Below are 24,888 nucleotides of genomic sequence, written 5' to 3' on the forward strand. Positions count from 1 at the left end.
AGAGCGATAAACCGTACACGAACTGCCTTTACCACGAAGGGGTGAAACCATGGAGAACGTTATGAGCAAATCTTTTGATCCCGCTCTCCCGATGCAGGATTGGGAGGCCGCCTTGCGCAGTCCCGAATACGCCAAGGTGCGCAGACGGATTTTCCGGCAGATCGTTGAATCCTTGATCTACGAAGAGCTGGTCGAGGAAAAAACGCTGGCGCTTCCTGACGGCGAGAGGGGATTCGTGCTGGAGGGCCGCTCCCGGACAGGAAAACCGGTGCAATATCTTTGCCGCGGCCAAAGGAAGCTGAGCTATGCGAGGGTCCGTTTGACGGCCGCACCCATCACGAGAAGGGTAGACGGCAACGAGACAGAAGCCGTCTGCCTGGCCACCTTTCTCGAAGAAATCGGCCCGACAGCCAAAGAGGAGCCGAAGCAGCTGGAAGGCTTTCTCAAGGAAATCCGTCAAACGCTGCTTCATGACACGCACGCCAAGTTTCTGCAGACGAAGCGTCCGCCCGCTTCTCCTGCCCACAGCTATGCCGAGCTGGAAGGAGACATTCTGGACGGCCATCCGTACCATCCTTGCTACAAGTCAAGGATCGGCTTCAGTCCGGCGGACAATGCGGCCTATGGCCCCGACTTCAAGCCGTTGTTCAAGCTCTTCTGGGTAGCCGTGCACAAGCAGCGCGCCGTCGTCTCCTCCTCGGCGGGACTGGATGTTGAGGAATTTCTGAGAAGCGAGCTGGGAGAAGCTCTGTACCGCACGTTCGCCGAGCAAATCCGAAGCCGGGGATACGATCCAAAGGAGTACGCGCTCGTGCCTGTTCACCCGTGGCAGTGGGAGAGGAAAGTTGCGGACGCCTTTTTCGAGCAGATCGGCAGCGGACAGCTTCTTCTTTTGGGGGAGGGTACCGATGCTTACAGCCCCCAGCAGTCCATCCGCACACTGACCAACCGGACGTCTCCCGGGAAGGCGTACGTCAAGGTTTCGCTGGGCATCCAGAATACGTCGGCAAGCCGCATTCTCGGCCATCATCATGTGGAAAACGCCGCGATTGTCTCCGATTGGCTGGAGTCGATCCGCAAAAGCGATCCTTACTTGCGGGACGAACTCCGTGTGGTCTTGCTGCAGGAGGTGCTGGGCGTCCACTTTTCCGATCCGGATCTGCCCGAAGCCGTTCAAAGGGAGATGTACGGTTCATTGGGCGCGATTTGGCGGGAAAATGTGTCCCTTTATCTGGACTCGGACGAAAGCGCCGTTCCCTTTACGGCGCTGTGCCACATCGGTGCGGACGGCATTCCTTTCATTGATGCATGGGTCCAGACATACGGCTTGCCTGCATGGCTGAAGCGCGTGCTGGAAGCCTCCATTCTCCCGCTCGTGCATTTCATGTATGCCCACGGCATCGCCCTGGAATCGCATGCCCAAAACATGGTGCTGCTCCACCGCAACGGAATGCCCACGCGGGTCGCTCTGCGCGATTTTCCCGGAGGCATCCGCTACTACACAGGGGAATTGGCCGATAAAGCGTCCCAGCCCCATCTGAAGGCTCCGCCTGCCTTCCATTCCAATGTGATTTCGTCCATGGCCACCGAGCAGGCTTCCGAGGTCACCGACTTTTTGCACGATGCGTTTTTCCATATCAACCTGTCGGAGTTTGCCATGTTCCTGGAGGACCAGTATGGTTTTTCCGAGCACACCTTTTGGGCGATGGCTGCCGAGATTATTCTTGCTTACCAAAAGCAATTCCCTCAGCTTCGCGAACTGTTCGCCAAGCTCGATCTGTTCCAGGAGAACGTGCTGGTCGGGCAATTGACGATCCGCCGTTTATGCGGAGAAACCCTGTACCGGGAGCATGCGGTTTCCAATCCGCTGCACAGCGCCTTGAAGGAGCTGATGGTATGAATCTGCCGTATCCACCAGGTCCCCTGAACCAGTTAAATCAACTGGCTCGGATCATCGAGGAAAAAAAGCGCACCCAAGACCAGCCGATATGTGCCTATTTGTACGATCTGGAGGGACTTTCCCGGCATGCCGAGGAAGTGACACGCGCACTTCCTCCTTCCTGCCGGCTGTTTTACGCGATGAAGGCCAACTCCGACCCGGAGATTCTGAAAACGCTCAGCGGGCGTGTGCACGGCTTTGAGGTGGCTTCCCTCGGCGAAGTGATGAAGGCGCGGGCCGCAAGTGAACGGATCCCTGTCATCTTCGGCGGGCCAGGGAAGACGGATGAGGAAATCAGGGGAGCGATTGAGCAGCGGGTCACGCTCTTGCATGTGGAGAGCATGCACGAGCTGAAAAGAGTCGAACACATTGCCGCAGCCATGAACAGGACCGTCTCCATCCTCCTCCGCATCAATCTGAGCGGACCCTTCCCGCAAGCGACTCTCGCCATGGCAGGGACGCCGACGCAGTTTGGCATCGACGAATCGCTCGTCGGAGAAGCGATCCAACTGGCGTTGTCCTGCCCGCACATTTCGCTGGAGGGCTTCCATCTGCACTCGCTGTCCAACCAGCTCGACTGGCGCAGCCATCTGGCGCTGCTCGCCTATTATTTTGACAAGGTGGATGGCTGGTCCGGGCAATACGATATCAACATCTCTACGATCAACGTCGGGGGCGGGATCGGGATCAATTACGCTGACATCGGCAGCCAGTTTGGATGGAGCGAGTTTGCCGACGGCCTTTCCCGTCTCATCAGCGAGCGGAACAAAGAGGGGACCTCGATTCTGTTTGAATGCGGGAGGTTTTTGACAGCAGCCTGCGGCTACTATGCCGCGGAAGTGATCGACATCAAGAAAAACCACGGCAAGCATTTTGTCATCGTCAGGGGAGGGACGCACCATTTCCGTCTGCCGGTGTCCTGGCAGCACAACCATCCATTCGCCGTCGTGCCGCTGGACATCTGGAACTATCCGTTCGAGCGGAAGGAAATCAAGGACAGCGATGTGACCATCGTCGGCCAGCTTTGCACGCCGAAAGACGCATTTGCCAGGGATGTGCCCATCGACCGCATCCGTATCGGTGACGTGGTTCTCTTTTTGTACGCCGGGGCGTACGGGTGGGCGATTTCACACCACGATTTCCTCAGCCACCCTCATCCCGAGCATATGTATTTGACAAACACATCTGTTCTCACATAGCCATCCCGAGTGGCAAGGTAAAAAGGAGGCTCTCATGTCAGAGGTTTTGCTGTCACTGCAATTGATCGAGCTGGACAAAATGTCGCTACACGAAGAGCATGAACCGTCGAGGCTTGAACGTGTCAGCCAGTCGATGCGGGAGGATGGGTTTTTGCGCCATCCGATCCTGGCGACGGAAATGAGAGACGGCCGCTATCTGGTGCTGGATGGAGCCCACCGCATCGGCGCTCTTCGGCTGCTGGGGTATTGCAAGGTGCCTGTACAGGTAGCGAGGCAGGACGATTTCTCCATCGAGGCGTGGCATCATCTCGTTCCTGCAGACGCGGGGGTACAGCAGCTTTTTGAGGACCCTTCCCTCCACTGGACGGCGGGGAGCGGAGCTGCTGCACAGCGACAAGGCTGGCTGGAGATCGTGGATGAGCACGGCAATGTGCGGGCCCTGGATTGCGGAGTTCGCCACGACTTTCTGGAGGCTTGGCACAAGGTCGTTTCCGCATACAACGCCCGCGGAGCGGTCAAACGGGTCCCTGCCAGAACCTGCCTTCTGCCGGACAGCGGGATGCTATTGATCAGATTCAAGCCGCTCTCGTACGCGGAGCTGGAACGCGTGATGGAAGCAGGGCGCGTGCTCCCGGCAGGGGTCACCCGCTTCCAGATCAACGGTCGCTTGCTGAACCTGAAAATCCCTCTTCACCTGCTGCACAGAGATTCCGACGTTTCGGAGTGGGAGAGGCTGCGGCATGTTTGGCGTCGCTCTCTGCGTTTATATACTGAACAAGTTTATTTATGTGAAATATAAATAACATGCCGCTACAGCCACAGACGACAAAATAGAAACGGATCATCAGGCGCTTGACGTCCTTGATGATCCGCTTTTTTCTGTCTGTCCCGAACAGTTGGTGCTTGTACCGGGCAGCGCTTTTCCGGGTAGTTTATGCTAGTACCGGCCGAACAGTTCATGCTTGCATGTATCACATGCTTGTACCTATAAGTTGATGCCGCACCTTTCGGCCAAATATTCCACCAGGTGGACGGCCCGCATCCGGTCGTTCAAGTTTTCCCGCTCGATGCCGAGCTTCATTTGCAAAAGGCAGCCCGGGTTTGTCGTGACAATCGTGGTGGTCTGCGTATCTTTGACGTGCTTCATTTTGTAGTCGAGGATTTCCATCGAGGCATCGTACTGCACGATGTTGTAGATCCCCGCCGAACCGCAGCACATATTGGCCTCTTTCATCTCGACCAGCTCCACGTTTGGCAGGCCTTTGATCAGCCCCAGCGGGTCTTCGGTCACTTTTTGGACGTTTGTCATATGACAAGAACGCTGGTACGTGACTCTCTCTGCCGGTCTCTCCTGTCCCTTGATCCCGCCGCACAGGGCGAGCACCTGGGAAATGTCTTTCGTTTTCCCGGCAAATTGGCGGGCCCGCTCAGCCCATTCCGGTTCGCCCGCGAGCAGGTGGTCGTATTCCACCATCATCGCGCCGCAGCCGCCGGCGTTGTTCACGATGAAATCGACTTCCGCCTGTTCAAAAGCGACAATATTTTGCTTCGCCAGCTTTCTGCTTTCGTCCAATTCCCCCGTGTGGGCATGCAGCGCGCCGCAGCACGTCTGCTTCTCGACTACGATCACATCGCAGCCGACCTCGGCCAGAAGCTGGACGGACAGATGATTGATCCTTCTGAACATGGCGTCCATGACGCAGCCGACAAAGAAGGCGACCGTGTATTTCTTTTCACCCTTGGCTCTCGTTACCGCAGGCAAGCTGGAGCGCTCGCCCGGCGATACCGGAGCCGGCATGATTTTTTCAAATTCACCCAGATGAGCAGGCAGCTTCTCCATCAGCCCGCTTTTTCTCGCGAGCTTTTGGACACCTGTTTTTTCATACAGCCACATGGCGTTGCCGATCAGCTTCATCGCCCTGCGGCTGGGGAAAACCTTTTTGAACAGCGTGTTTCTGAGCGCTTTTACCGGTACGGAAAACTTCTTGCGCCGCGTCACGGCTGCACGAGCCGATTCCAGGATCGCGCCGTATTCCACACCTGTCGGACAGACCGTTTCGCAGGCCCGGCAGCCGAGGCACAGATCCAGCGGCTCCTCCAGTACCGAAAGATCCTTGATTTTCCCCTCGCCGGCCATCTTGACCAGGTTGATCCGGCCGCGCGGGGAATGCGTTTCCTTGCCCATTGTCAAATAAGTCGGACAGGCGGGCAGACAGTAGCCGCACTGCACGCATTTGCTGGTTTTGTCGTAATTCAGTTCCGCACGCAATGCTGCAAGATTCTCACTCATTCGCTCAACACCAACTTTTGTCCGGGCTCCGGAAAAATCTTGCCGGGATTCATAATGTTATGAGGATCCCAGGCTTGCTTGATCCGCTTCATCATATCCAGGCCCGCGGCTCCCAATTCCATTTCCATAAACGGCGCCTTCATCGTTCCGATGCCATGCTCTCCGGACAGCGTGCCCCCTAGCTGCACAGCGGCTTCGAAAATTTCCGCAACGGCCTTTTCCACGCGGGCCATTTCTTCCTTGTCCGCTTTGTCCGCGATGATGTTCGGGTGGAGATTTCCGTCGCCCACGTGGCCGAATACAACGAGATGGATATTGTACTTCTCCTTGATCTCCTGCAGGCGTCGGCACATCTCGGGAATTTTGCTGCGCGGCACAGTGGCATCCTCGGAAATCTTCGTCGGCTTCACCCTGACGATGGCCGGAGAAACCAGCTTTCTCGCCTTCCAGACATCTTCCTTTTCCGCCTTTGTTTGCGGCACGCGCACTTCCCTCGCGCCAATTTGCTTGCATACCTGCGAGACCTGCTCGGCTTCATCTCGTACCGCCATCGGGTGGCCGTCCAGCTCGATCAGGATCAGTGCCTCCGCATCTGTCGGCAATCCTGACGGCTGGTAGTTTTCCACTGCCACCATGGAGGCCTGATCCATCAGCTCCATTTTGGACGGCAGGATGCCTGAGGTGAGGATCTGGGAAATTGCTCTCCCCGCGTCAACGAGGCTGTCAAAGACCGCCATCACTGTTTCCGAAGCGGGAGGCTTCGGGATCAGCCGCAGGATTGCTTTTGTAATAATGCCAAGCGTGCCTTCCGAGCCGACGATCAGCTTGGTCAGGTCGTAACCGGTCACGTTTTTGACCGTTCTCCCGCCCGTGCGGATGATCTCGCCCTCCGGGGTGATGACTTCCAGGCCGATGACGTAATCTTTTGTCACGCCGTACTTCAAGCCGCGCGGTCCGCCTGAGTTCTCCGCCAGATTTCCGCCGATGGTAGACACATGGGAGCTGCTCGGGTCAGGCGGATACATGAGTCCCTTTGCCTCCGCCGCTTTGTGTATGTCGGCAGTCAGTACACCCGGAGAGACGACCGCGACCAAATCTTCTTCGTCGATTTCGAGCAAATCGTTCATGACCGATAAATCGATGACCATGCCTCCCTTGACCGGGAGAGGACCGCCGCTCAAACTGGTCGATTGGCCGCGCGGATAAACAGGGATTTTCTCGCGGTTGGCGAATTTCACCAGCTCGGCTACTTCCTCGACGCTCTTCGTCTGAATGACTGCATCGGGAAGAAAGGTTCCAAACGAGGCGTCAAAGGAGTAGCTGAACCGGTCGCTTTCATCGGTAAGCACTCTGCCTGTTTTGACAATGTCAACAATCTGTTTGATTTGCATGTCCGTCATCGTCTCATTTTTCTCCTCTTGTTGTTGGACTAAGAGAACAGGTCCAGCTTTTTCTCCGCATTTTTGAGGTGAATGGCGCATTGGATTTTCGCCAGTTCCGGTTCCTCCATCTCAATGGCCGACAGGATGTTCAGGTGCTCCTGATAGACCGCTTTGCGCTTCTGTTTCAAGCCCAGGTTGGACTGAAGAGTGATCTGCAGGGCACGCTCGTAGAGAGAAGACAGGTTTTCCATCGCCTGGATCATGACCGGGTTATGCGTGGCCAAAAACATCGACCGGTGGAACTCCATATCCGCTTCCATGCCAATCTTGCTGTCGTCGGCCAATTCTGCCTCCAGCCACTGGAGCGCCTCTCTCATTCGTTCCAGTTGTTCAGGCGTTCGCCTCAGGGCAGCCAGATAGGCGGCCTCAGGCTCAAGAATCTTCCTCATCTCAAAAAGGTGTCTGATCAGCTCGGCATCGTCATTTTCAATCTGGATGTTGCTGAATATGCTGGAACCGTTTCGCTCTTCGACAAAGCTCCCGCCCCCCTGGCGAGAGTTGATGACACCGGCTGCCCGCAATACGCTGAGCGCTTCCCGGATCGGGATTCGGCTTACGCCAAACTGGGCAGCCAGCTCCATTTCCGTCGGCAATTTCGAACCTGGGGGATATTTGCCCGCCTCGATCAACTTTAACAACTCACGTGAAATGATTTGCGACAGTTTTTCTTTGGACATCGTACATCTCCGATTCTCATTTTGGTTTATTTGTAATACAAATTGTAAATTATTCAGATGGCAAAGTCAATTCCGGTCGACTCTTTACCATTGTTTTGCAGACAAACTGAGCAAAAGAAGGACAGGAAAAGGAGAGCACTTGTTCACTCTCGCAATAATTGTAATACAAATAACAAGGAAAAAGAAAAGTTCATGATGGACTCCTCATCCACAATGAACTTTTCTTGTCGACAATCGATTGTCTATGTGCAACTGTATGCTAATTTAATTGCTTGCCCATCGTTTCCGGCAAGAACAGCAGTACGAGGATTGCCGCCAGCGCAAACGAGATGGCCAGGAACCCGAATGCCGCACCGAGCCCCATGCCGGTTGCCATAAATCCGACTACAGTCGGTGCAGTTGCAGCGATTCCGCGTCCAAAGTTGTAACAGAACCCTTGTCCGGTCGCGCGAATCTCAGTCGGGAACAGCTCGGCCAGAACCGCTCCAAAGCCGCTGAAGTAGCCCGATCCAAAGAAGGCGACAAACGGACCGAGGATCAGCAGTCTGGTCGCGTCGCTGGACATGCCGTAAAACGGAACAAGCAGCGCCGCCAGCGCGAAGAACAGGATAAAGGTCTTTTTCCGTCCGATCTTGTCCGCCAAAAAGCCGAAGGAGACGTAACCCAACCAGGCACCTGCCTGCATGATGACAATCCAGGTCGTCGATTTCATAATATCCAGACCGGCCCCGCCTTGATCGACTGGAGTGCCGAGGTAGGACGGAATCCAGGTGAACAGGCCCCAGTAGCCAAATTGCGCGCAAACGCTCAATGCCGCACCGAGTATGGTCCAACGGAGTACCTTCCCGGAAAACAGCTCAACCAGCTTAGGCTTGCTTTTCTTTTTCTGCGTGGTGGCCTCCTGCTTCATTTTTTCCCAGATCTCAGGCTCTTTTGTGCCTTTGCGGATCCAAATGGCGACCAAAGCCGGAACAATTCCGAAGAAAAACACTCCGCGCCAGCCCCACAGCGGAATGACCAGACCGGCCACAATCGCAGCCAGCGCGTAACCAATTGCCCAAGCACTTTGTACGAGACCCATCGCTTTTCCGCGATGCTTTGCGTCCCAGGTTTCCGTAATCAGGGCTGCGCCCGCAACCCACTCTCCACCCATTCCGAGCCCGAGCAGCAAACGGAATACGGCCAATTGTGTAACCGTTTGCGAGAATCCACAGAGGAATGTAAACAATGAGTACACGATAATACTGATCATCAATGATTTCGTGCGGCCATACCGGTCAGCAACCATCCCGAACAATAGTCCGCCGAAGGCAGAACTGAGCAGGGTAAGCGTTGCCAAAAATCCGCCGGCCGTCTTGTCCATCTGCAATTCCTGCATCACTTGTACCAGAACCATGGAGTACAGCATCACATCCATCGCATCCAGAGCCCATCCGGACCCGGCAGCGATTAACGCCCGCCATTGGTTTTGCGTAACCTCTTTATACCATGGCTTGTTTGACAACTGTGCTTGCGCCATACTTTTTCAACCCCTTTTTCTCTAGTCTTTACGTAAGCCCGATTAATTCCGCCGGGTTGAAACAAGCCATTTGCTCAACCTCTTTCTCTGTCATGCCCTGCTCCAATAAGATTTGAATAAACTGGTTGTACCCTTCCGTCGGCACCGGATGGTTGGCCTGTCCGAAATCGGTTTGCAAAATGCACTTTTCAATGCCGATCTGGCGGATGCCCCGCACCAGCTCGTCCGGCTCGATCGACTTCCACAGCGGCATCAGCGTCAGCATCGACTTCTCGACATACGCGCCCATTTTGACGAGTTCGATTTGCAGCGAAAGATCCATTTTGTTGATTTTCAAATCAGGATGGGCGACAAGCACCTTTTCCACCCCGCGCTTCGTCGCGACTTCCACGAGCTTCCGGGTTTCCAGCGGAGAGAGATGACCCGTTGCCAATACGGCTCCGGTGCCCTTGATCAAATCGATGATGTCATAGACGACGGGCAGCAGCTCGCCGTCCTCCGAAAGGATCGTGATCCCTTTCTGGGGCAGGAGGCGAATGGTCGATTTTTGTTCCTTGTAGTCGCTCTTTCCGCCGTAATGATCCAGATGATGCTTGGCTGAGCCGGTAGGCATCCAGATCAGCTTTGCCCCCTGCTGAATCGCCATGTCTACGGCGTAAGGATTGAGACCGCCGACGTACTCATTGAGCACCAGCGAGCCGTAGACCTCGATTCCTTCCACCACTTTGCTGACCAGCTTCGCTCTGGAAACGGTCGATTCTTCGTGCGCCTTGAGGACGATAGCCCGCATCCCCGCTTGCTTGGCTTGCTCCGCCAGCTCCAGATCATTTACCGAACGGGGAAAAATGCTGGGACTGGAGTGGACGTGTATATCAATGGCACCTTTTAGATCGTTCATTTCAACCACCTTCTGTCATTTCAGATTTTGAGCGAGAATGTCTCGTCCTTCCAAGGTACGATAATTTGTACAGCGCTTTCATGCAACGGGTTGACGACGATTCCCTGGCCGGTTCTCTCGATCTCCAGCAATCGATCATGGCCGGGGACGACAACATCTGCCCACTGGGCGATCGCCCGGATACTCTCTTTGCTTTTGGCGTCATCCCATGTCATCACTGCGTCGCCACTGGTCAGCTCCAGGATGTTTTTCACCGCGTCTGACACCAACGCCCACTTTCTCCCCTGGTATTCAGTCAGAATGGAATACAAGCCCGGCGTATGCCCCGGTGTAAGCAGCCACGGAAGTCCTTCGACGACGCCGGACTCTCCGGACAGTAGCGACAGCTTCCCGGAATCGCGCAAAGCCGGAAACATCTCGCGAGGGACGGCGAGGTCCTTTGTCCCGTTCTCTTCTATATGTTTGACTTCCTCTTCGTGCAGGTAAAACGTAGCGTTCGGAAACAGCGGATAGTTGACAGCGTGATCAAAATGAAAGTGACTTAACAGGACCGTACCGACATCTTCGGGGCCAACCCCCAGCTCCTTCAGTTTGGCCAGCAGCGAATATCGCTCATGAAAGCCCACGGTGTCATACAAAATCGGCGCTTTTCCTTCTCGGCGAATCAACACGCAACTGCTCCATCCAAGAAAACCACGGCTTGATCTTCCCGGAAAGCCTTGATACAAGACGGTAATTTCCATGTTGGTTTCCTGCCTTTTCTGCGTCGCATTTTGTTTGCTGTATACGCCCTGCTCACGGGTTTGGATTCAAAGGGAGTCTCTTGTCCGCATGCTCAACCCGATTGCGCAAGCATTTGTTTCTCAACATTCTGTTTTTGCCAGAATGACCGATAAGTTGTTATAACAACTTGTACTACAAAAATACAAGCTTTTTTCATCACTCCCTTTTGTACAAAACCCGATTTGATACGTTATATATGGTGATATAAAGAATACAACACGATTATAAGTTTGTCTATATTCCAAATAATTTATTTCTTTTGAACTCATTTAGGTTGATTTGTATTACATGTGTATTATAATTGTAATACAACTTCTCATTCATGCTTGTACATTGCAGAGATATTCAGGAATGCTTAGCGGAGAAAGGTGATATCATGTATGACTATGTCATTATCGGGGGCGGTATCGTAGGTCTCTCTACCGGTTATGCGCTTGTCGAAAAGTACCCACAAGCCAAAATTGCCGTCGTCGAAAAGGAACGCACCCTTGCTTTTCACCAAACCGGCCATAATAGCGGAGTAATCCATTCCGGCATTTATTACAAGCCGGGCAGCCTGAAAGCAAAGCTTTCCAGGGAAGGCGGCGACTTGCTGCGCGCATTTTGCAACCAGCACGAAATTCCTTACGATATGTGCGGAAAAGTGATTGTGGCAACCAACCAGCATGAGCTGCCCCTGCTTGAGAATCTATATAAACGCGGTCTTGAAAACCAGCTCGACGTATCCATCATTGATGCGGATCAGCTTGCAGAGATCGAGCCCCATGCATATGGCCTCAAAGCCATCCGGGTCAAGGAAGCCGGAATCGTCAATTACAAGCGCGTCGCCGAGTCACTTGCCAAGGTCATCCAGGAAAAAGGCGGCGATATTCTTCTGGGGACAAAAGTCGAAAATATAAAGGAAAGCAGCTCCGGAGTCGAGATCGAATGCACCAACAAGACGATCCAAGCCCGCTATCTGATCAATTGCGCCGGCCTCCATTGCGACCGCATCGCAGCGCTTCAAGGATTGAAAACCGATATGAAAATCGTCCCTTTCCGCGGCGAATACTACGAATTGAAACCGGAAAAGCACTATCTGGTGAAAAATTTGATCTATCCGGTTCCGAATCCGAACTTTCCCTTCCTCGGCGTCCACTTCACCCGGATGATGGATGGCCACGTGCACGCCGGGCCGAATGCGGTGCTGAGCTTTAAACGGGAAGGCTACCGCAAGACAGACTTTGATCTCAAGGATATAACCGAAGTCCTGACCTATCCCGCCTTTTGGAAAATTGCCTACAAGAACCTGGGCGAGGGCTGGAAGGAAATGGTCCGCTCATTCAGCAAAAAGGTGTTCGTCCAGAGCCTTCAGCGCTTGATACCGGAAGTTCGCGCCGAGGATCTGGTCGAGTCCCAGAATGGCGTCAGGGCCCAAGCGCTTACAAAGGACGGGAAATTGGTCGATGACTTCCTGATCGTCACCAATCAGCGCTCCACCCATATTTTGAATGCGCCCTCACCTGCGGCGACAGCCTCGATTGCGATTGGGCGCAACATCGGGGAGAGAATTCCGGAGCCGGCACAGATTTAACCGCATGCCTCTGACCGGGCTTTCAGATCACAGAAAGCGAGTCCAGTCACCATACAGAAAAATCCCGTCTCACTTTGCTGATGAGACGGGATTTCTTTTTGGCAGGCCTATGCGAACATCGATCCTGGCTGATTGCCAGCTTGTCCACTATTGATAGCTGGGCAAACGGTTGGGGACAAAAAACGTTTTTTCCACCTCACTGGCAGACAATGGGCTGCTGAAATAATACCCTTGAATTTCGTGGCAGTCATTTTCCGTGAGAATGTCGAGCTGATCCTTGGTTTCGATTCCTTCCGCGATCACATCCAGCTTCAGATGCTGTGCCATGGAAATGATCGTCGCGACGATTGCTTTGTCGTTGTGGTTTTCGGATATATCGGTGATGAAGGAACGGTCGATTTTCAATTTGTGGATCGGGAACTTTTTCAAATAGCTAAGCGAGCTGTAGCCCGTTCCAAAGTCGTCCAGACTGATCCTCGTCCCGATCTTGTTCAGCTCCTCCAGAATGCTGATCGATACGGCCGGGTCCATCATCATGCTCTCGGTAATTTCCAGCTCCAGGTATTGGGGCTCCAGCTTTGTTTCCTCGAGGATTTTGACGATGTACTCGACCAGGTTCGGCTGATGGAATTGATGAGAGGAGAGATTGACGGAGACAGGTATCAAAGGACCGCCTTCATCATGCCATTTTTTCATTTGCCGGCATGCTTCGCTCAGAACCCATGTACCGATTTCGTAAATCAAGCCGGTCTCCTCTGCGATTGGAATAAATACGCCGGGAGACAGCATCCCTCTGGTGGGATGATTCCATCTGACCAGCGCCTCCACTCCGATCATTCGGTTGCTTTGGGCATGGAATTGCGGCTGGTAGTACACGACCAGCTCGTTGCGTTCAATCGCTTTTCGAAGATCGCTCTCCAGGCCGATATTCTCCAGCAGTTGAACGTCGAGATCCGGCGAGTAAAATTGATGTCCGTTCTTGCCCTGCTTTTTCACCTTGTACATCGCCGTATCCGCTTTTTTCAGAAGCTCGACGGCATCCCTGCCATGAACCGGAAACAGTGCGGTTCCGATGCTTGCAGATATGTAGAAGTCGTTGTCTTTCAAATGGAAGGGCTTCTTCAGCGCTTCGATGATCCGTTCCGCCAGCTCTGCCGCTTCCTCGCCTTCCGGGCCGGTATTGCAGAGGATGATAAACTCATCTCCCCCCATGCGGGCAATCGTTGCTTCGAACCCCTCGGCGCTCTTGACGATTCTGTCGCTTACGCCCTGCAAAAAGATATCTCCATACGTATGTCCGAGTGAATCGTTGATCATTTTAAAACGGTCAATATCCAGAACCATCACGGCAAAGGTGGATGAGTCCCGATTGCTTTGCTCAATGGACTGATCCAAGCGCTCATTGAGCTTCCTCCGATTGGGCAAGCCCGTCAATTCATCGTGATAAGCCAAATGTTTGATTTTCTTTTTGGCTTTGCTTTCTTCCGTTATATCCTTTATGAAAATATGATTTCCGACTATTTTGCCATCTATCTCCACAGGGATATTCATTACGCTCAGCTCGACCAAATTACCGTTCGGTTGAACAAAAGAGGTCTCAAAGTCTTTGGGCAGCAGCCTGGATGATTGCTCATCCACTGCGTCTGTTTTCGTCTTATCTTTGGCGCTCATGTCCAACCCGATCGCAGAAAAGTGCTTGTTGAGGTAATCTTCTGCCTGAATGCCGATCATTTTGGGGACAGCAGGGTTCATATTAATGATGGTCCCGGCCTTATCCAGAGAAATAATGCCGTATTCGTTATTTTTATATAGCGAACGATACCAGCTTTCATTTTCCTGGATGACCAGGTCCTTTTGCGACAGCCGTTTGTTGATGAATACGCCTGCCAGTGTAATGCCCAATAGCAGGAAGGTAGCAAGGACAATGATGTAGGCAAGCGTTTCCGTTTCGATTTGCACCTCGACACCATACTGGTGCTCGCTCGCATGGAAATGGGCCGCAACCATGCCCGTATAGTGCATCCCCGCAATCGCCGCCCCCATAATGAGCGAGCTGCCGAGCTTGTACAAGTAGGCAAATCGGGATTGGTCCTTGCGGAAATAAAACAGGAGCCACAAGGCCGCAAACGAGGCCGTAGCGGCAATGACAACAGAAAGGATAACGAGCCCCTTGTCATAGGTAATGCCGATCATCATCGCTGCCATCCCGGTGTAGTGCATCCCGGATATGCCGCCGGCCATCAATACGCCGGCGATGGCAAGCTCCTTGACCTCCAGCTTGTTTCTCGATACGGTCAAAAGGGCAATGCCTGAGACAAAAATGGCGAAGAGAACAGATAGGATGACAAGCGAAAGGTCGTAGAGCACTTTGACGGGCAGGGCAAGGGCTAGCATCCCGACAAAATGCATGGACCAGATGCCCAGCCCCATCGACATGGCGCCAAAAACCAGCCAAAGCAATCTATGCTTCCCGCGGCTTACATTCACCCTTCCGGCCAGATCAAGCGCGGAATACGAGGCTGTGACCGCAATTAAATAGGAGAGGATAACCAAAAACGTGTCGTACGTCCCATGTATCTGATGATCCATAACTTCTCACCTGCTTTCTTTGTTCAGCTGACCATCAGGCAGAAAACCACTCTCGAGTATACGGATCGGACTCACACAATTAGACGCTTGCCGCCGCCCTTTGTAACATACCTGCGGAGGCAACCACTTGGTCGGTTGCCATTCCAATCTCTTCAGCCATTTGAAATGGCTAGCAGACCTTTTCTTTCCTCCAAAGACATGTATAAGGCTTGAAAATGGACAGGTTCCCATTTATTTTACCAACTCCTTTTCCCCGTTCAAAACGCTTTTCTGAAAAAGACGTTTTTTTCACTGATGACTGGTTGCGGACTTATCATACAACACCGTTCTGAAACTTTTATGAAAGTCACAGCAGAATGAAAAAGACCCCGACTGCTTTACAGACGAGGTTCGTGTATGTTCCCATCTTTTTCGCTGCTTTCGGACGTTTCCTCTCCCGGCAAACGTACCGGCGCTGCATGGCGCTTCTGAGCCCCCGGAACGGTTTCCCGCCAGACCTGTTCCCATGGAAAAGCCCGATCAGCCATGCTCGCGCGGGTGTTTGTTTTTGCCCCTCCACTCCTCGAAAAGATTCTGGGTAAACCGGATCCATTCCCGTGCGGCAAACGAAAGGTACCGATCCTTGCGCCAAATGATGACCAGGTGCCAGGGGATCACGGGCTGATCGAGAGGCAAAACCCGAATCCGCTCCTCATCAAGCTCGCGACAGATCGGTTCGGGGAGCAAAGCAATGCCGAAATTGGCCGCCACCATCTCGCTGATAAAATCCCACTGGGAGCTTTCATAGATGACCTTCGGTTGAAACCCCGCTTGTACGCACTCTGCCGTAATCCGGTCATGGAGGGCAAAATCCTCGCGAAAGAAAACGAAATCCTCTTCAGCCAGTTCGGATAACGACACCGCTTTTCTGTCGGCCAACCGATGAGAGGGATGGACGAGCAGCATCAGCTTCTCCTTTACAAGCGAAAAGGAATGAAACAGCTCCTCATTTGTCGGCGACAGCACGACTCCTATATCCAACACGCCGGTTTCCACATCCGCTTCCACTTTCTTTGCCCCGTCTTCCACGAGCTGAATCGTGATAGCGGGATAGTGCTCCCGGAACTTCCCCAGCACATTGGGGAAAAAGCTCGACCCGATCATCGGCGGCAATCCGATGCGAATGTGCCCCTTTTTCAGGTTCATCAAGTCCCCGAGTTCGGCTGACAGGTTTTGGAAGGAATGCACAATATCCTGCGCCTGAACGAACAGAATTTCCCCGGCATCCGTCAATTCCAACTGCTTGCCCAGGCGGTGAAACAGCACAACCCCCAGATCCTCCTCCAGGTTTTTGACCATTTTGCTGATGGTCGGCTGTGTGATGTACAGTGCCCGCGCTGCTTTCGTAAAGCTCTTGTATTGAGCCACCTTTAGAAAATATTGCAAATGGCGAATATCCATGTACGGTCTCCTCATTTATGCATAGATAAAATGAATGTCAGTCATTCTATCTATTCATTTTACCTATGCAAACAGATCATGTAAACTTTTCACAGAAAGGAGGGAGCGATGTGGCAACCCTGCTGAAAAGCGCGGGACAAGTGATTCTGCTTTGCGCATTTTCCCTGCTCCTGCACAAGCTGGTCGATTTCTTTCAACTGAAAATTCCGGCCAGCATTTTGGGCATTTTGATTGTCTTCATCCTTCTGCAAGCAAAATGGATTCGCCTGGACTGGATCGAAGCAGGCGCCCAATGGCTGCTGGCGGAGCTTTTGCTCTTCTTCATTCCCTCCGCTGTGGGCATCATGAAATACAAAAGCGTCTTGCTCAGTGACGGCGTCTACGTCACGTTGGTGATTGTCGTCAGCACCGTCATCGTCATGGCCAGCGCAGGACTGGTCGCGAAAAAAATTGGCGAGAAAAAGGAGAGGACTCCGCTGCCATGATTGCTTTTCTGAGTCTCATCCTCACCATCATCCTGTACTGGGGCGCAAAGCGGTGCTACCGCCTCAAGCCAAAGGTTTACCTGTCTCCACTGCTGACGGCACCGCTATTGATCGTCGCGTTACTAGTATGGACAGATACACCCTATGACTCTTATCAGACGGGGGCGAAATGGCTGAGCGACATGCTTGAGCCGGCTACGATCGCTTTTGCCGTCCCGCTGTACAAATATTTTCACATTCTGAAAAAACATGCGGCCGAGATCATCGTCAGCGTGCTGTCCGGTTCGGTTGCAGCGATTGTTTCTTCGCTGTTCATCGCCCGGCTGCTCCATCTCAACATGCAAATTGTCGACAGTCTCATTCCGCGCTCCGTCACCACCCCCATCGCGATGGGCGTATCGGCGAGCATCGGCGGAGTTCCGGCGATCACTGCGGTATTTGTGATCATGACGGGCCTTCTCGGGTCTGTTATCGGACCGATGGTCATCCGCTTGCTGCGGATCGAAAACGACATTGCCCGCGGCGTGCTTCTCGGCACAGCGGCCCATGGAGCCGGTACGTCCAAGGCGTTCGAGTTTAGCCCGATCACTGGCACGATTTCCAGCTTGTCGATGATTTTAGCAGCGCTGATGACGCTGGGCGTGGCCCCGTGGCTCGTGCCCGTTTTGGCCGGCGTATTTTGAACGACAAAAGCCGCTTCGATGTCGAAGCGGCTTTCTTGTTTTTCGTGCAGACCTTTAGATCTTCTTCACAAATTCCGATTTCAACTGCATCGCTCCAAAACCGAATCAAAAAAACCCATCCTCGTAGATGTACGACGAGCTGCATTTCGGGCAATTCGGCAATGTCGACATGTTTTCCATTCTCCCTTGGTTTATAGCCCCCATTGTAACAAAAACGGCTTCAGGAATATAGCGCCAATCCCGTTTAACAAACCAAGAGGCAAAGCACGGTAGTCATGTGCCTGCTCCTTTCCTCAAGCCCCCTGGCAAGCATTTGGAAAAAGGGAAACATGTGAAGTAAAGCGAATCTATTGGCACATGATGCAAATTCTCAAAAAACCCATATTCAAATACGTTTTGACAACTCTCTTTTTTATCTCTGTCCTCCTAAGCCTGCGGTCGCTCTGGTCCGAAGTGTTTCGTACCGCAGAGCATCCCGATGCAGTACAAGGCGTGCTTGACATGCGCGGCTGGCCTTTCGAGGAATCTCCCACCATCGCGCTGAATGGGGAATGGGAGTTTTACCCCGGGGAACTTGTCTCGCATGAAGATATAGCACGGATGTCAACGAAGCGACCGCATTTTATCCAGGTTCCCGGAGATTGGCGAAGCGCTTTCCCGGCAGGTTCGGAATCGTCGTTTGGTTACGGGACGTACCGGCTCCGCATCCTGATCGATAAGCCTTTGGATCAGCCTTATGCCTTTTGGTTTCGCGATCTCGAGGCCTCATCCGCCGTTGAAATCAACGGTAAGATAGGAGCTGCCATAGGCCAGCCTGCGGAGAAGGCGGAGGGGTATTGGCCAAGGAATGTCTCCTATACAGCTTCCTACACGTCAGAAGGAGAAAAAGAAATCGAGCTGCTTATTCGTGTGGCTAATTTTGACAACCCAATTGAAGGAGGTATCGCCAAATCCATCCGCTTTGGATCACAGGCGGCACTGGATACCGAACGCTGGTATTCCATCGGCTTTCAGCTTGTTACGTTCATCGTCTTGATTCTGCATAGCATGTACGCCTGCATCCTGTTCCTGTTCAATCCAAGACGGCAAAAGGCGTTCCTGGTTTTCTTCTTTCTGCTGGTAGCATCCTCTATTTCGGTTGTTTCGGATCACGACCAGTTGCTGACGCTGTGGCTGCCGCTGGATTATGCCGGGGTGCTGAAAGCCAGACTTCTTTCCTATATGTGGATGTCCTTTTTCATCCTGCTGCTGGCCAGAATATTTTCCGGTCACGCAGGTTTCGCCAAACTGTTTCGGACGTATACCGCTATTCTCGTCCTGTATTCAACTGTTGTGCTGGCTGGGTCTCCAGCGCTCATTTACTATACGTTCGAAGCCAAAGTGTTCACCGTTCTTTATTTGTTTCCATTGATCTGGTTTATCTTTATCATCGCGAAAATGATCATCCAAAACCAGCAGGATGCTATTTTTCTGCAACTCACCGCCACCAGCATCATATCGAGCGCTGTGTGGGGTGCGTTTAATTTTTATATGGAAATAACCAGCGTCTACTATCCCATCGATGTGTTCGCAGCCATTGTCGGATTCTCCGCTTACTGGTTTAAAAAGTACTTTCGCAACTCCGAGGAAAACATCAAGCTGAACGAACAGCTGACCAGAGCGGACAAAATGAAGGACCAGTTTTTGGCCAACACATCGCATGAGCTGAGGACACCGCTGCACGGAATCATGAATATCGCACGGAACATCGCAACCAAGCAGAAGCACGCGATGGACAACGAAGCCCTGGAGGATTTGGAGCTGCTGATCACAGTCAGCCGTCGAATGTCCCATCTGCTGGACGATCTGCTCGACATCGTACGGATTAAGGAAAACCGCATCTTGCTGCAAAAGGAGCCGTTGCCTGTTCAATCTGTTGTCTCCGGCGTGTTCGGGATGCTGAGATTTATGGCGGAAGGCAAGCCCGTTCAGCTAAAAATGGACATTGACGAGTCGATGCCCCCCGTTTTGGCGGATGAAAAGCGACTCGTTCAGATCTTGTTCAATTTGCTGCATAACGCGCTCAAATTTACCGAAGAAGGGACCATTTCCGTTTCAGCCAAGGTTCTGAATGGGCGTGCCGTTATTCACGTGTCCGACACGGGTGCGGGTATGGACGAAGAAACGCAGGCACGGGTTTTTCTGCCTTACGAGCAGGGAGCCCGCGGAAAAGGCGATAGCCGCGGAATCGGGCTCGGCCTCAGCATTTGCAAACAGCTGGTGGAGCTCCACGAGGGTGAATTCACGGTTCGCTCGGAGATCGGCAAAGGCTCCGTGTTCAGCTTCTCGCTCCCTTTGGCCGACTCGCAAAGTTTGCCCGCTGTGAAAAGCTCTCCTCCTCCCCGGACAGAAGCTTTTGAGGAAACTGCAGTCTCCCGTTTTTCTACGGAAGCTGCGCCCAACGAACGAACCTCCGAGCCGCTTGCCTTGCCGTCTTTCGGGGAGGAAAAAGCAAACATACTCATTGTCGATGACGATCCCGTCAATTTGAAGGTGCTCGCTGGCATCCTCTCAGCAGAGGCGTACTACGTCAGGTCGGCTACTTCGGCTCGCGAAGCGCTGGAAATCCTGTCTACGCAGCAGTGGGATTTGCTGGTCACGGATGTCATGATGCCGCAAATGTCCGGCTATGAATTGACACAAAAGGTACGGGAGCGCTTCACTGCCGCCGAGCTCCCCGTTTTGCTGCTGACGGCCCGCAGCGAGCCGGAAGACATCTATACCGGATTTATGTCTGGGGCCAATGATTACGTCACCAAGCCGGTCGACGCTCTGGAGCTCAAATACCGGATCTGGTCTCTTATCGCATTAAAGCAGTCCGTCAATGAACGGCTGCGGATGGAGGCTGCCTATTTGCAGGCCCAGATCCACCCGCATTTCCTGTTCAATACGCTGAATTCGATCATGGCGCTGAGCGACCTGGATATAGAGCGGATGCGCAAACTCGGAGAGGCCTTTACGTCCTACTTGCGGATCAGCTTTGACTTCCTCAGCACAGGAAAGCTAGTGGCGCTTTCTCATGAACTGGAGCTGGTGCATGCCTATCTCTACATCGAGAAAGAGCGGTTTGAAGAAAGGCTGTCCGTCCAGTGGGAAGTTGATCCCCACCTGGATTTGCTTCTTCCTCCCCTTTCGATTCAGCCACTGGTCGAAAATGCGGTCAGACATGGTGTCCTGAGACGGGCCAAGGGCGGGAACGTACTGATCCGGATTGTTCGCCAAACAGATTCTACGCTCATTGAGGTAAGAGATGACGGCGTCGGGATGGAGCAAGAAAAAATCCGCCACATTTTGGACCCGGTCCAAAATTCCAAAGGCGGCATCGGACTTTCCAACACGAATCGCCGGTTAACCCAATTGTATGGACAAGGACTCTCTATTCAAAGCAAGGCAGGCGAAGGCACCTCTGTGTCTTTCGTCATTCCGGATCGCAATCGCCAATGAAGGTGATCCGGAATGAGAAAAGAATGAGAAAAGAGATTCCTCTCAGCCATGGGGGTTGTAGGGAGAAAAACCCCCATGGTTTTCCAATGCAGAGACGAGGCGAAAACACGCAACACCTCATTGACAACGTTTACAACGAATAATAAAATACACGTAATGACAAGTTAACTATGATGGAGATTCGGAGACTCATACTTTTTGGCACTTTCAGTTATGAAAGGGCTTTTAAAGTATGAGTTTTTTGCTGTGCATGGTTTATCTTTGTTAAATTTTTTTAGAGGAGGAGAAAAAATGCTATCACTATTTCGGCCTGCGCCACCTATCGAAAGACTGCCTGACGAGAAAATTGATTCTGAGTATAAAAAGTACAGGCTGAAAGTTTTTCTGGGAATCTTCATCGGTTATGCAGCGTATTATCTTCTTCGCAAAAACTTCTCGCTTGCCATGCCGTATCTGACCGAGGAAGGGTTTTCAAAATCCGAGCTTGGCTTCGCCCTGTCAGCCATTTCGATCGCCTACGGGATCAGCAAATTTGTCATGGCTATCATATCGGACCGAAGCAACCCGCGAATGTTCCTGCCAGCCGGTTTGATTCTTTCTGCCATCATCAGTTTACTGATGGGATTCGTCCCTTTCTTCACTTCTTCTGTGACGATCATGTTTGTCATGCTGTTCCTGAACGGTTGGTTCCAGGGTATGGGATGGCCTCCATCCGGGCGTGTCCTTGTCCACTGGTTCAGCATTAGCGAACGCGGAAACAAGACCGCCATCTGGAACGTAGCCCACAACGTCGGCGGAGGGTTGATGGCGCCGATTGCTGTTGCGGGTGTGGCCCTGTTCGCCGGGCTTTCGGGAGGCTCCTCCTCCGGGTATGAAGGCGTGTTTATCCTGCCTGCTCTCGTAGCAGTTGTCATGGCTTTTGTCACGTATGCGCTGGTGCGCGATACTCCGCAGTCGGTAGGTCTGCCGCCGATCGAAGAATATCGCAATGACTATCCGACCAAAGAAAAGAAAACGTTTGAAACGGAATTGTCTACAAAGGAAATCCTGTTCAAATATGTACTGAATAATAAATGGGTCTGGGCAATCGCGATTGCCAACATTTTTGTCTACTTCGTACGTTACGGCGTTCTGGACTGGGCACCGACCTACTTGAGCGAGGAAAAAGGTTTTGACATGAGCAAGTCCAGCGTCGCCTACTTCCTGTACGAGTGGGCAGGCATCCCGGGAACGCTCTTGTGCGGCTGGATCTCCGACAAGCTGTTTAAAGGACGCCGGGGACCTGCAGGGTTTGTCTTCATGCTGGGCGTATTGATCGCTGTTCTTGTTTACTGGTTCAACCCGCCTGGACATTCCGTAATCGATATGATCTGCTTGATTGCAATCGGTTTCCTGATTTACGGTCCAGTCATGTTGATCGGTTTGCAAGCGCTTGATTTTGTTCCGAAAAAAGCTGCCGGAACCGCTGCCGGCCTTACGGGTCTGTTTGGTTACCTGGGCGGTACGGTTACAGCCAACGCCTTGATGGGTGTCATCGTTGACGCGTCCGGCTGGGATGCAGGGTTTATTTTGCTCACGGTTTCGTGCGCTTTGGCAGCTCTCGTATTTGCGCTTACATGGAATGTACGCGGACAAGAGGTTGTAAAAAATCAGTAAAAAACAAGCAATAACCAATAAATAAAAGGCTTCACTCCTTGAAGCAAGACGTCTTTTCAAAGCTCAAAGCCAGCATAGTCAAGGGCGCAGGGACAAATGAGCGCCCTTGACGCGATGGCAAAGAGAAACAGACGCTTCTCAGGGATGAAGCCTTTTTTATGTGCGGACGTACAGCCAGGCTGCGTATGTTTTCGTTTTACGATCTCATCATTTGTCTCACCAATTCACGATTGCGCTGTTTAAACACCTCATTGTGGGAGGAGACCATTGCGCTTTTGCCGGCATCCGGCTGGACAAATTGCTTTGCTTTGTTTACAGCGTTCGCAGCATCCTGGAAAGCCCCCGCGATCAAGTGCAGCTTCCCGTCGTAGTGCAAAATATCTCCGGCAGCGTAAAGTCCGGCTACCGAGGATTCGGAGTTGGCATTGCCGGAGACATAGAAGTCATCGACCAAGTCGATGTTCAGTGTGCTGTTTTTCAATAGGCCCGAATCTCGTTCATAGCCGTGATTGATAATGACTTCATCGACGGGCAAATACGAAACCTCTCCCGTTTCATGGTTCGTCAGCTCAACACTCTCGATTTCTTCGTGATTCGCCGATGCGACCAGCTTCGTAATCGACGTATGAAAAAAGCAGACAGCAGAGCTGTTCAAAAGCTGCGTGACCTGCGCTTCATGGCCCTTTAGCGCGTCCTTTCGGTACGTCAGGTACACTTTTTTCGCGATCGGCTCCAATTCGTTGGCCCAATCGATCGCAGAATTCCCTCCGCCGGAAATGATGACGGTCTTATCCCGGAAATACTTCAAAGACTTTACCGTGTAGTGCAAGTTGGCTACCTCAAATCTCTCGGCACCTTCGATCTCCAGCTTTTGCGGAGTCAATATCCCGCTTCCGACAGCGACGATCACTGTTTTTGAGTAGTGCTTTCGGCCAGAGGCCGCATGCAGGACAAAAATCCCTTCCTCGTCTCGGGTGATTGACTCTATTTTCTCGTTCAACACAACCTCCGGATGAAACGTCAATCCTTGCTTGACCAACTGCTCGATCAATTTCTCTCCGGTTATCGGAGTCAGCCCTCCCACGTCCCAAATCATTTTTTCCGGATAGACGTGAATTTTGCCGCCCAAATGCGGCTGGTATTCGATCAGCTTTGTTTTCATCTCCCGCAGCCCGCTGTAAAAAGTGGAGTAAAGCCCTGCCGGTCCCCCGCCAATCACTGTCACATCGAATAGTTCCTGACGCTCCATGTCCGATTCACTCCTTGACCAATAACATGCAATTGATTATCATTATCAACGAAGTATACACGCATTTCTTTGTTTTTACAATCCAGTGCAGCTATTGACAACAAAAAAGGCGGATACTATATTATTTTTGGAAGCGATACTGATAATCATTATCACCTATTTCCATATTCCTGTAAACGGGGTGTGACACATGGTTCGGCTGTATACGGATAATGTAAGCATTGGCTACGGAGAGCGCTTGATTGTGAAAAACCTCAGCGTTCAGATTCCCGACAAAAAAATCACCACCATCATCGGTTCAAACGGCTGTGGAAAATCTACGCTGCTAAAAGCAATCACGCGCATTATTTCACATCAGTCCGGCGCAGTCATTCTGGACGGAGAAAGCATCGCCAAAGAAAACACCAAGCTGTTGGCGAAAAAAATGGCCATTCTTCCGCAAACGCCGGAGAGCGCCAGCGGACTTACGGTCGGCGAACTGGTCTCCTATGGCCGCTTTCCTTATCAAAAAGGCTTTGGGCGCTTGAGCAAAAGAGATTATGAAGTTATTGACTGGGCACTCGAGGTGACTGGAACAAAAGAGTTCAAGTTCCGTCCTGTCGACGCCTTGTCAGGCGGCCAGCGCCAAAGGGTGTGGATCGCCATGGCCCTCGCACAGGAAACGGAAATTATTTTTCTCGATGAGCCGACAACCTATCTGGATATGGCCCACCAGCTGGAGGTTCTGGAGCTGCTGCAGAGACTGAATGCGGAACAGGAGCGCACGATTGTGATGGTACTGCATGATTTGAACCAGGCCGCCCGCTTTGCCGACTTCATCATCGCCTTGAAGGACGGGGAAGTCGTGAAGGCGGGAGATTGCGAAGAAGTGATGACACCCGAGGTCCTTAAAAAAGTGTTTCGCATCGATGCGGAAATCGGGCGCGACCCGCGTACGAACAAACCGGTTTGCGTCACCTACAACCTGATCAAAGGAGATTAAC

General features: G+C 52.4%; 18 protein-coding genes. 9 read left to right on the top strand and 9 right to left on the bottom strand.

Going from position 1 to position 24,888, the window contains the following annotated elements:
- The first annotated feature begins 61 nt into the window (after positions 1-61).
- Genes NSQ24_RS25480 through NSQ24_RS25490 form a run of 3 tightly spaced genes read left to right on the top strand, consistent with a single transcriptional unit; the run spans position 62 to position 3,937 of the window.
- On the top strand, positions 62-1,900 hold the full coding sequence (locus tag NSQ24_RS25480; protein WP_243014994.1) for an IucA/IucC family protein: 1,839 nt from the start codon (positions 62-64) through the stop codon (positions 1,898-1,900).
- On the top strand, positions 1,897-3,138 hold the full coding sequence (locus NSQ24_RS25485; RefSeq protein WP_003388745.1) for a type III PLP-dependent enzyme: 1,242 nt from the start codon (positions 1,897-1,899) through the stop codon (positions 3,136-3,138). Before NSQ24_RS25480 ends, NSQ24_RS25485 begins: the two co-directional genes overlap by 4 nt.
- A 34-nt stretch (positions 3,139-3,172) precedes the next feature.
- Complete coding sequence (locus NSQ24_RS25490; protein WP_024983674.1) at positions 3,173-3,937, top strand: ParB N-terminal domain-containing protein; 765 nt, start codon at positions 3,173-3,175, stop codon at positions 3,935-3,937.
- Between the two features lie 186 nt (positions 3,938-4,123).
- Here the strand turns inward: NSQ24_RS25490 and NSQ24_RS25495 are convergent, their stop codons facing one another.
- The 6 genes from NSQ24_RS25495 to NSQ24_RS25520 form a co-directional block, all read right to left on the bottom strand.
- Positions 4,124-5,428 (bottom strand): (Fe-S)-binding protein, encoded by a 1,305-nt coding sequence (locus NSQ24_RS25495; RefSeq protein ID WP_003388748.1) that lies wholly within the window; start codon positions 5,426-5,428, stop codon positions 4,124-4,126.
- Positions 5,425-6,819, bottom strand: a complete 1,395-nt coding sequence (locus tag NSQ24_RS25500) for an FAD-linked oxidase C-terminal domain-containing protein (protein ID WP_035979411.1) — start codon at positions 6,817-6,819, stop codon at positions 5,425-5,427. The genes NSQ24_RS25495 and NSQ24_RS25500 overlap by 4 nt, the downstream gene beginning before the upstream one ends.
- A gap of 38 nt (positions 6,820-6,857) precedes the next feature.
- Positions 6,858-7,547, bottom strand: coding sequence for a FadR/GntR family transcriptional regulator (locus tag NSQ24_RS25505; RefSeq protein WP_003388750.1), 690 nt, complete (start codon positions 7,545-7,547; stop codon positions 6,858-6,860).
- Between the two features lie 259 nt (positions 7,548-7,806).
- On the bottom strand, positions 7,807-9,066 hold the full coding sequence (locus NSQ24_RS25510) for an MFS transporter (protein WP_003388751.1): 1,260 nt from the start codon (positions 9,064-9,066) through the stop codon (positions 7,807-7,809).
- A gap of 28 nt (positions 9,067-9,094) precedes the next feature.
- Positions 9,095-9,964 (bottom strand): DUF6282 family protein, encoded by an 870-nt coding sequence (locus NSQ24_RS25515; RefSeq protein WP_003388752.1) that lies wholly within the window; start codon positions 9,962-9,964, stop codon positions 9,095-9,097.
- 20 nt (positions 9,965-9,984) lie between these two features.
- Positions 9,985-10,635 (bottom strand): MBL fold metallo-hydrolase, encoded by a 651-nt coding sequence (locus NSQ24_RS25520; protein WP_157211815.1) that lies wholly within the window; start codon positions 10,633-10,635, stop codon positions 9,985-9,987.
- Positions 10,636-11,123: 488 nt separating this feature from the next.
- On the opposite strand from NSQ24_RS25520, the gene lhgO reads away from it, so the two are divergent.
- The gene (gene lhgO, locus NSQ24_RS25525) at positions 11,124-12,320 is read left to right on the top strand and encodes an L-2-hydroxyglutarate oxidase (RefSeq protein ID WP_339166888.1); all 1,197 of its coding nucleotides are present in this window, start codon (positions 11,124-11,126) and stop codon (positions 12,318-12,320) included.
- A 147-nt stretch (positions 12,321-12,467) separates the two neighbouring features.
- Here lhgO and NSQ24_RS25530 read toward each other — a convergent pair whose 3' ends face one another.
- Both NSQ24_RS25530 and NSQ24_RS25535 read right to left on the bottom strand, forming a co-directional pair.
- On the bottom strand, positions 12,468-14,909 hold the full coding sequence (locus NSQ24_RS25530; protein ID WP_339166890.1) for an EAL domain-containing protein: 2,442 nt from the start codon (positions 14,907-14,909) through the stop codon (positions 12,468-12,470).
- A gap of 519 nt (positions 14,910-15,428) precedes the next feature.
- The gene (locus NSQ24_RS25535) at positions 15,429-16,349 is read right to left on the bottom strand and encodes a LysR family transcriptional regulator (RefSeq protein ID WP_003388756.1); all 921 of its coding nucleotides are present in this window, start codon (positions 16,347-16,349) and stop codon (positions 15,429-15,431) included.
- Between the two features lie 110 nt (positions 16,350-16,459).
- Between NSQ24_RS25535 and NSQ24_RS25540 the strand changes: the two genes are divergently transcribed.
- The 4 genes from NSQ24_RS25540 to glpT all read left to right on the top strand — a co-directional run bounded on the left by NSQ24_RS25540 (position 16,460) and on the right by glpT (position 22,656).
- Positions 16,460-16,834: a CidA/LrgA family holin-like protein gene (locus NSQ24_RS25540; RefSeq protein WP_024983668.1), complete on the top strand. Its 375-nt coding sequence runs from the start codon at positions 16,460-16,462 to the stop codon at positions 16,832-16,834.
- Positions 16,831-17,517 carry a CidB/LrgB family autolysis modulator gene (locus NSQ24_RS25545; RefSeq protein ID WP_171506841.1) on the top strand — a complete coding sequence of 229 codons (687 nt, stop codon included), beginning with the start codon at positions 16,831-16,833 and terminating at the stop codon, positions 17,515-17,517. The genes NSQ24_RS25540 and NSQ24_RS25545 overlap by 4 nt, the downstream gene beginning before the upstream one ends.
- Before the next feature lie 357 nt (positions 17,518-17,874).
- Positions 17,875-21,000, top strand: a complete 3,126-nt coding sequence (locus tag NSQ24_RS25550) for an ATP-binding protein (RefSeq protein WP_338463106.1) — start codon at positions 17,875-17,877, stop codon at positions 20,998-21,000.
- 291 nt (positions 21,001-21,291) lie between these two features.
- On the top strand, positions 21,292-22,656 hold the full coding sequence (gene glpT / locus NSQ24_RS25555; protein WP_003388760.1) for a glycerol-3-phosphate transporter: 1,365 nt from the start codon (positions 21,292-21,294) through the stop codon (positions 22,654-22,656).
- A gap of 196 nt (positions 22,657-22,852) precedes the next feature.
- Here glpT and NSQ24_RS25560 read toward each other — a convergent pair whose 3' ends face one another.
- Complete coding sequence (locus NSQ24_RS25560) at positions 22,853-23,905, bottom strand: NAD(P)/FAD-dependent oxidoreductase (RefSeq protein WP_003388762.1); 1,053 nt, start codon at positions 23,903-23,905, stop codon at positions 22,853-22,855.
- Between the two features lie 190 nt (positions 23,906-24,095).
- On the opposite strand from NSQ24_RS25560, the gene NSQ24_RS25565 reads away from it, so the two are divergent.
- The gene (locus NSQ24_RS25565; RefSeq protein WP_003388764.1) at positions 24,096-24,887 is read left to right on the top strand and encodes an ABC transporter ATP-binding protein; all 792 of its coding nucleotides are present in this window, start codon (positions 24,096-24,098) and stop codon (positions 24,885-24,887) included.
- The last annotated feature ends 1 nt before the right edge of the window (position 24,888 follow it).

The sequence above is a fragment of the Brevibacillus sp. FSL L8-0520 genome (genome assembly GCF_037963895.1).
GTDB lineage: Bacteria > Bacillota > Bacilli > Brevibacillales > Brevibacillaceae > Brevibacillus > Brevibacillus borstelensis.

What these genes read in the sequence shown, in the direction of transcription:
- NSQ24_RS25495 (WP_003388748.1), bottom strand. Translation starts at nt 5,428, where the DNA reads ATGAGTGAGAATCTTGCAGCATTGCGTGCGGAACTGAATTACGACAAA.
- NSQ24_RS25530 (WP_339166890.1), bottom strand. Translation starts at nt 14,909, where the DNA reads ATGGATCATCAGATACATGGGACGTACGACACGTTTTTGGTTATCCTC.
- NSQ24_RS25535 (WP_003388756.1), bottom strand. Translation starts at nt 16,349, where the DNA reads ATGGATATTCGCCATTTGCAATATTTTCTAAAGGTGGCTCAATACAAG.
- NSQ24_RS25505 (WP_003388750.1), bottom strand. Translation starts at nt 7,547, where the DNA reads ATGTCCAAAGAAAAACTGTCGCAAATCATTTCACGTGAGTTGTTAAAG.
- NSQ24_RS25545 (WP_171506841.1), top strand. Translation starts at nt 16,831, where the DNA reads ATGATTGCTTTTCTGAGTCTCATCCTCACCATCATCCTGTACTGGGGC.
- NSQ24_RS25560 (WP_003388762.1), bottom strand. Translation starts at nt 23,905, where the DNA reads ATGGAGCGTCAGGAACTATTCGATGTGACAGTGATTGGCGGGGGACCG.
- NSQ24_RS25565 (WP_003388764.1), top strand. Translation starts at nt 24,096, where the DNA reads ATGGTTCGGCTGTATACGGATAATGTAAGCATTGGCTACGGAGAGCGC.
- NSQ24_RS25490 (WP_024983674.1), top strand. Translation starts at nt 3,173, where the DNA reads ATGTCAGAGGTTTTGCTGTCACTGCAATTGATCGAGCTGGACAAAATG.
- glpT (WP_003388760.1), top strand. Translation starts at nt 21,292, where the DNA reads ATGCTATCACTATTTCGGCCTGCGCCACCTATCGAAAGACTGCCTGAC.
- NSQ24_RS25510 (WP_003388751.1), bottom strand. Translation starts at nt 9,066, where the DNA reads ATGGCGCAAGCACAGTTGTCAAACAAGCCATGGTATAAAGAGGTTACG.
- NSQ24_RS25485 (WP_003388745.1), top strand. Translation starts at nt 1,897, where the DNA reads ATGAATCTGCCGTATCCACCAGGTCCCCTGAACCAGTTAAATCAACTG.
- NSQ24_RS25480 (WP_243014994.1), top strand. Translation starts at nt 62, where the DNA reads ATGAGCAAATCTTTTGATCCCGCTCTCCCGATGCAGGATTGGGAGGCC.
- NSQ24_RS25550 (WP_338463106.1), top strand. Translation starts at nt 17,875, where the DNA reads ATGATGCAAATTCTCAAAAAACCCATATTCAAATACGTTTTGACAACT.
- NSQ24_RS25515 (WP_003388752.1), bottom strand. Translation starts at nt 9,964, where the DNA reads ATGAACGATCTAAAAGGTGCCATTGATATACACGTCCACTCCAGTCCC.
- lhgO (WP_339166888.1), top strand. Translation starts at nt 11,124, where the DNA reads ATGTATGACTATGTCATTATCGGGGGCGGTATCGTAGGTCTCTCTACC.
- NSQ24_RS25500 (WP_035979411.1), bottom strand. Translation starts at nt 6,819, where the DNA reads ATGCAAATCAAACAGATTGTTGACATTGTCAAAACAGGCAGAGTGCTT.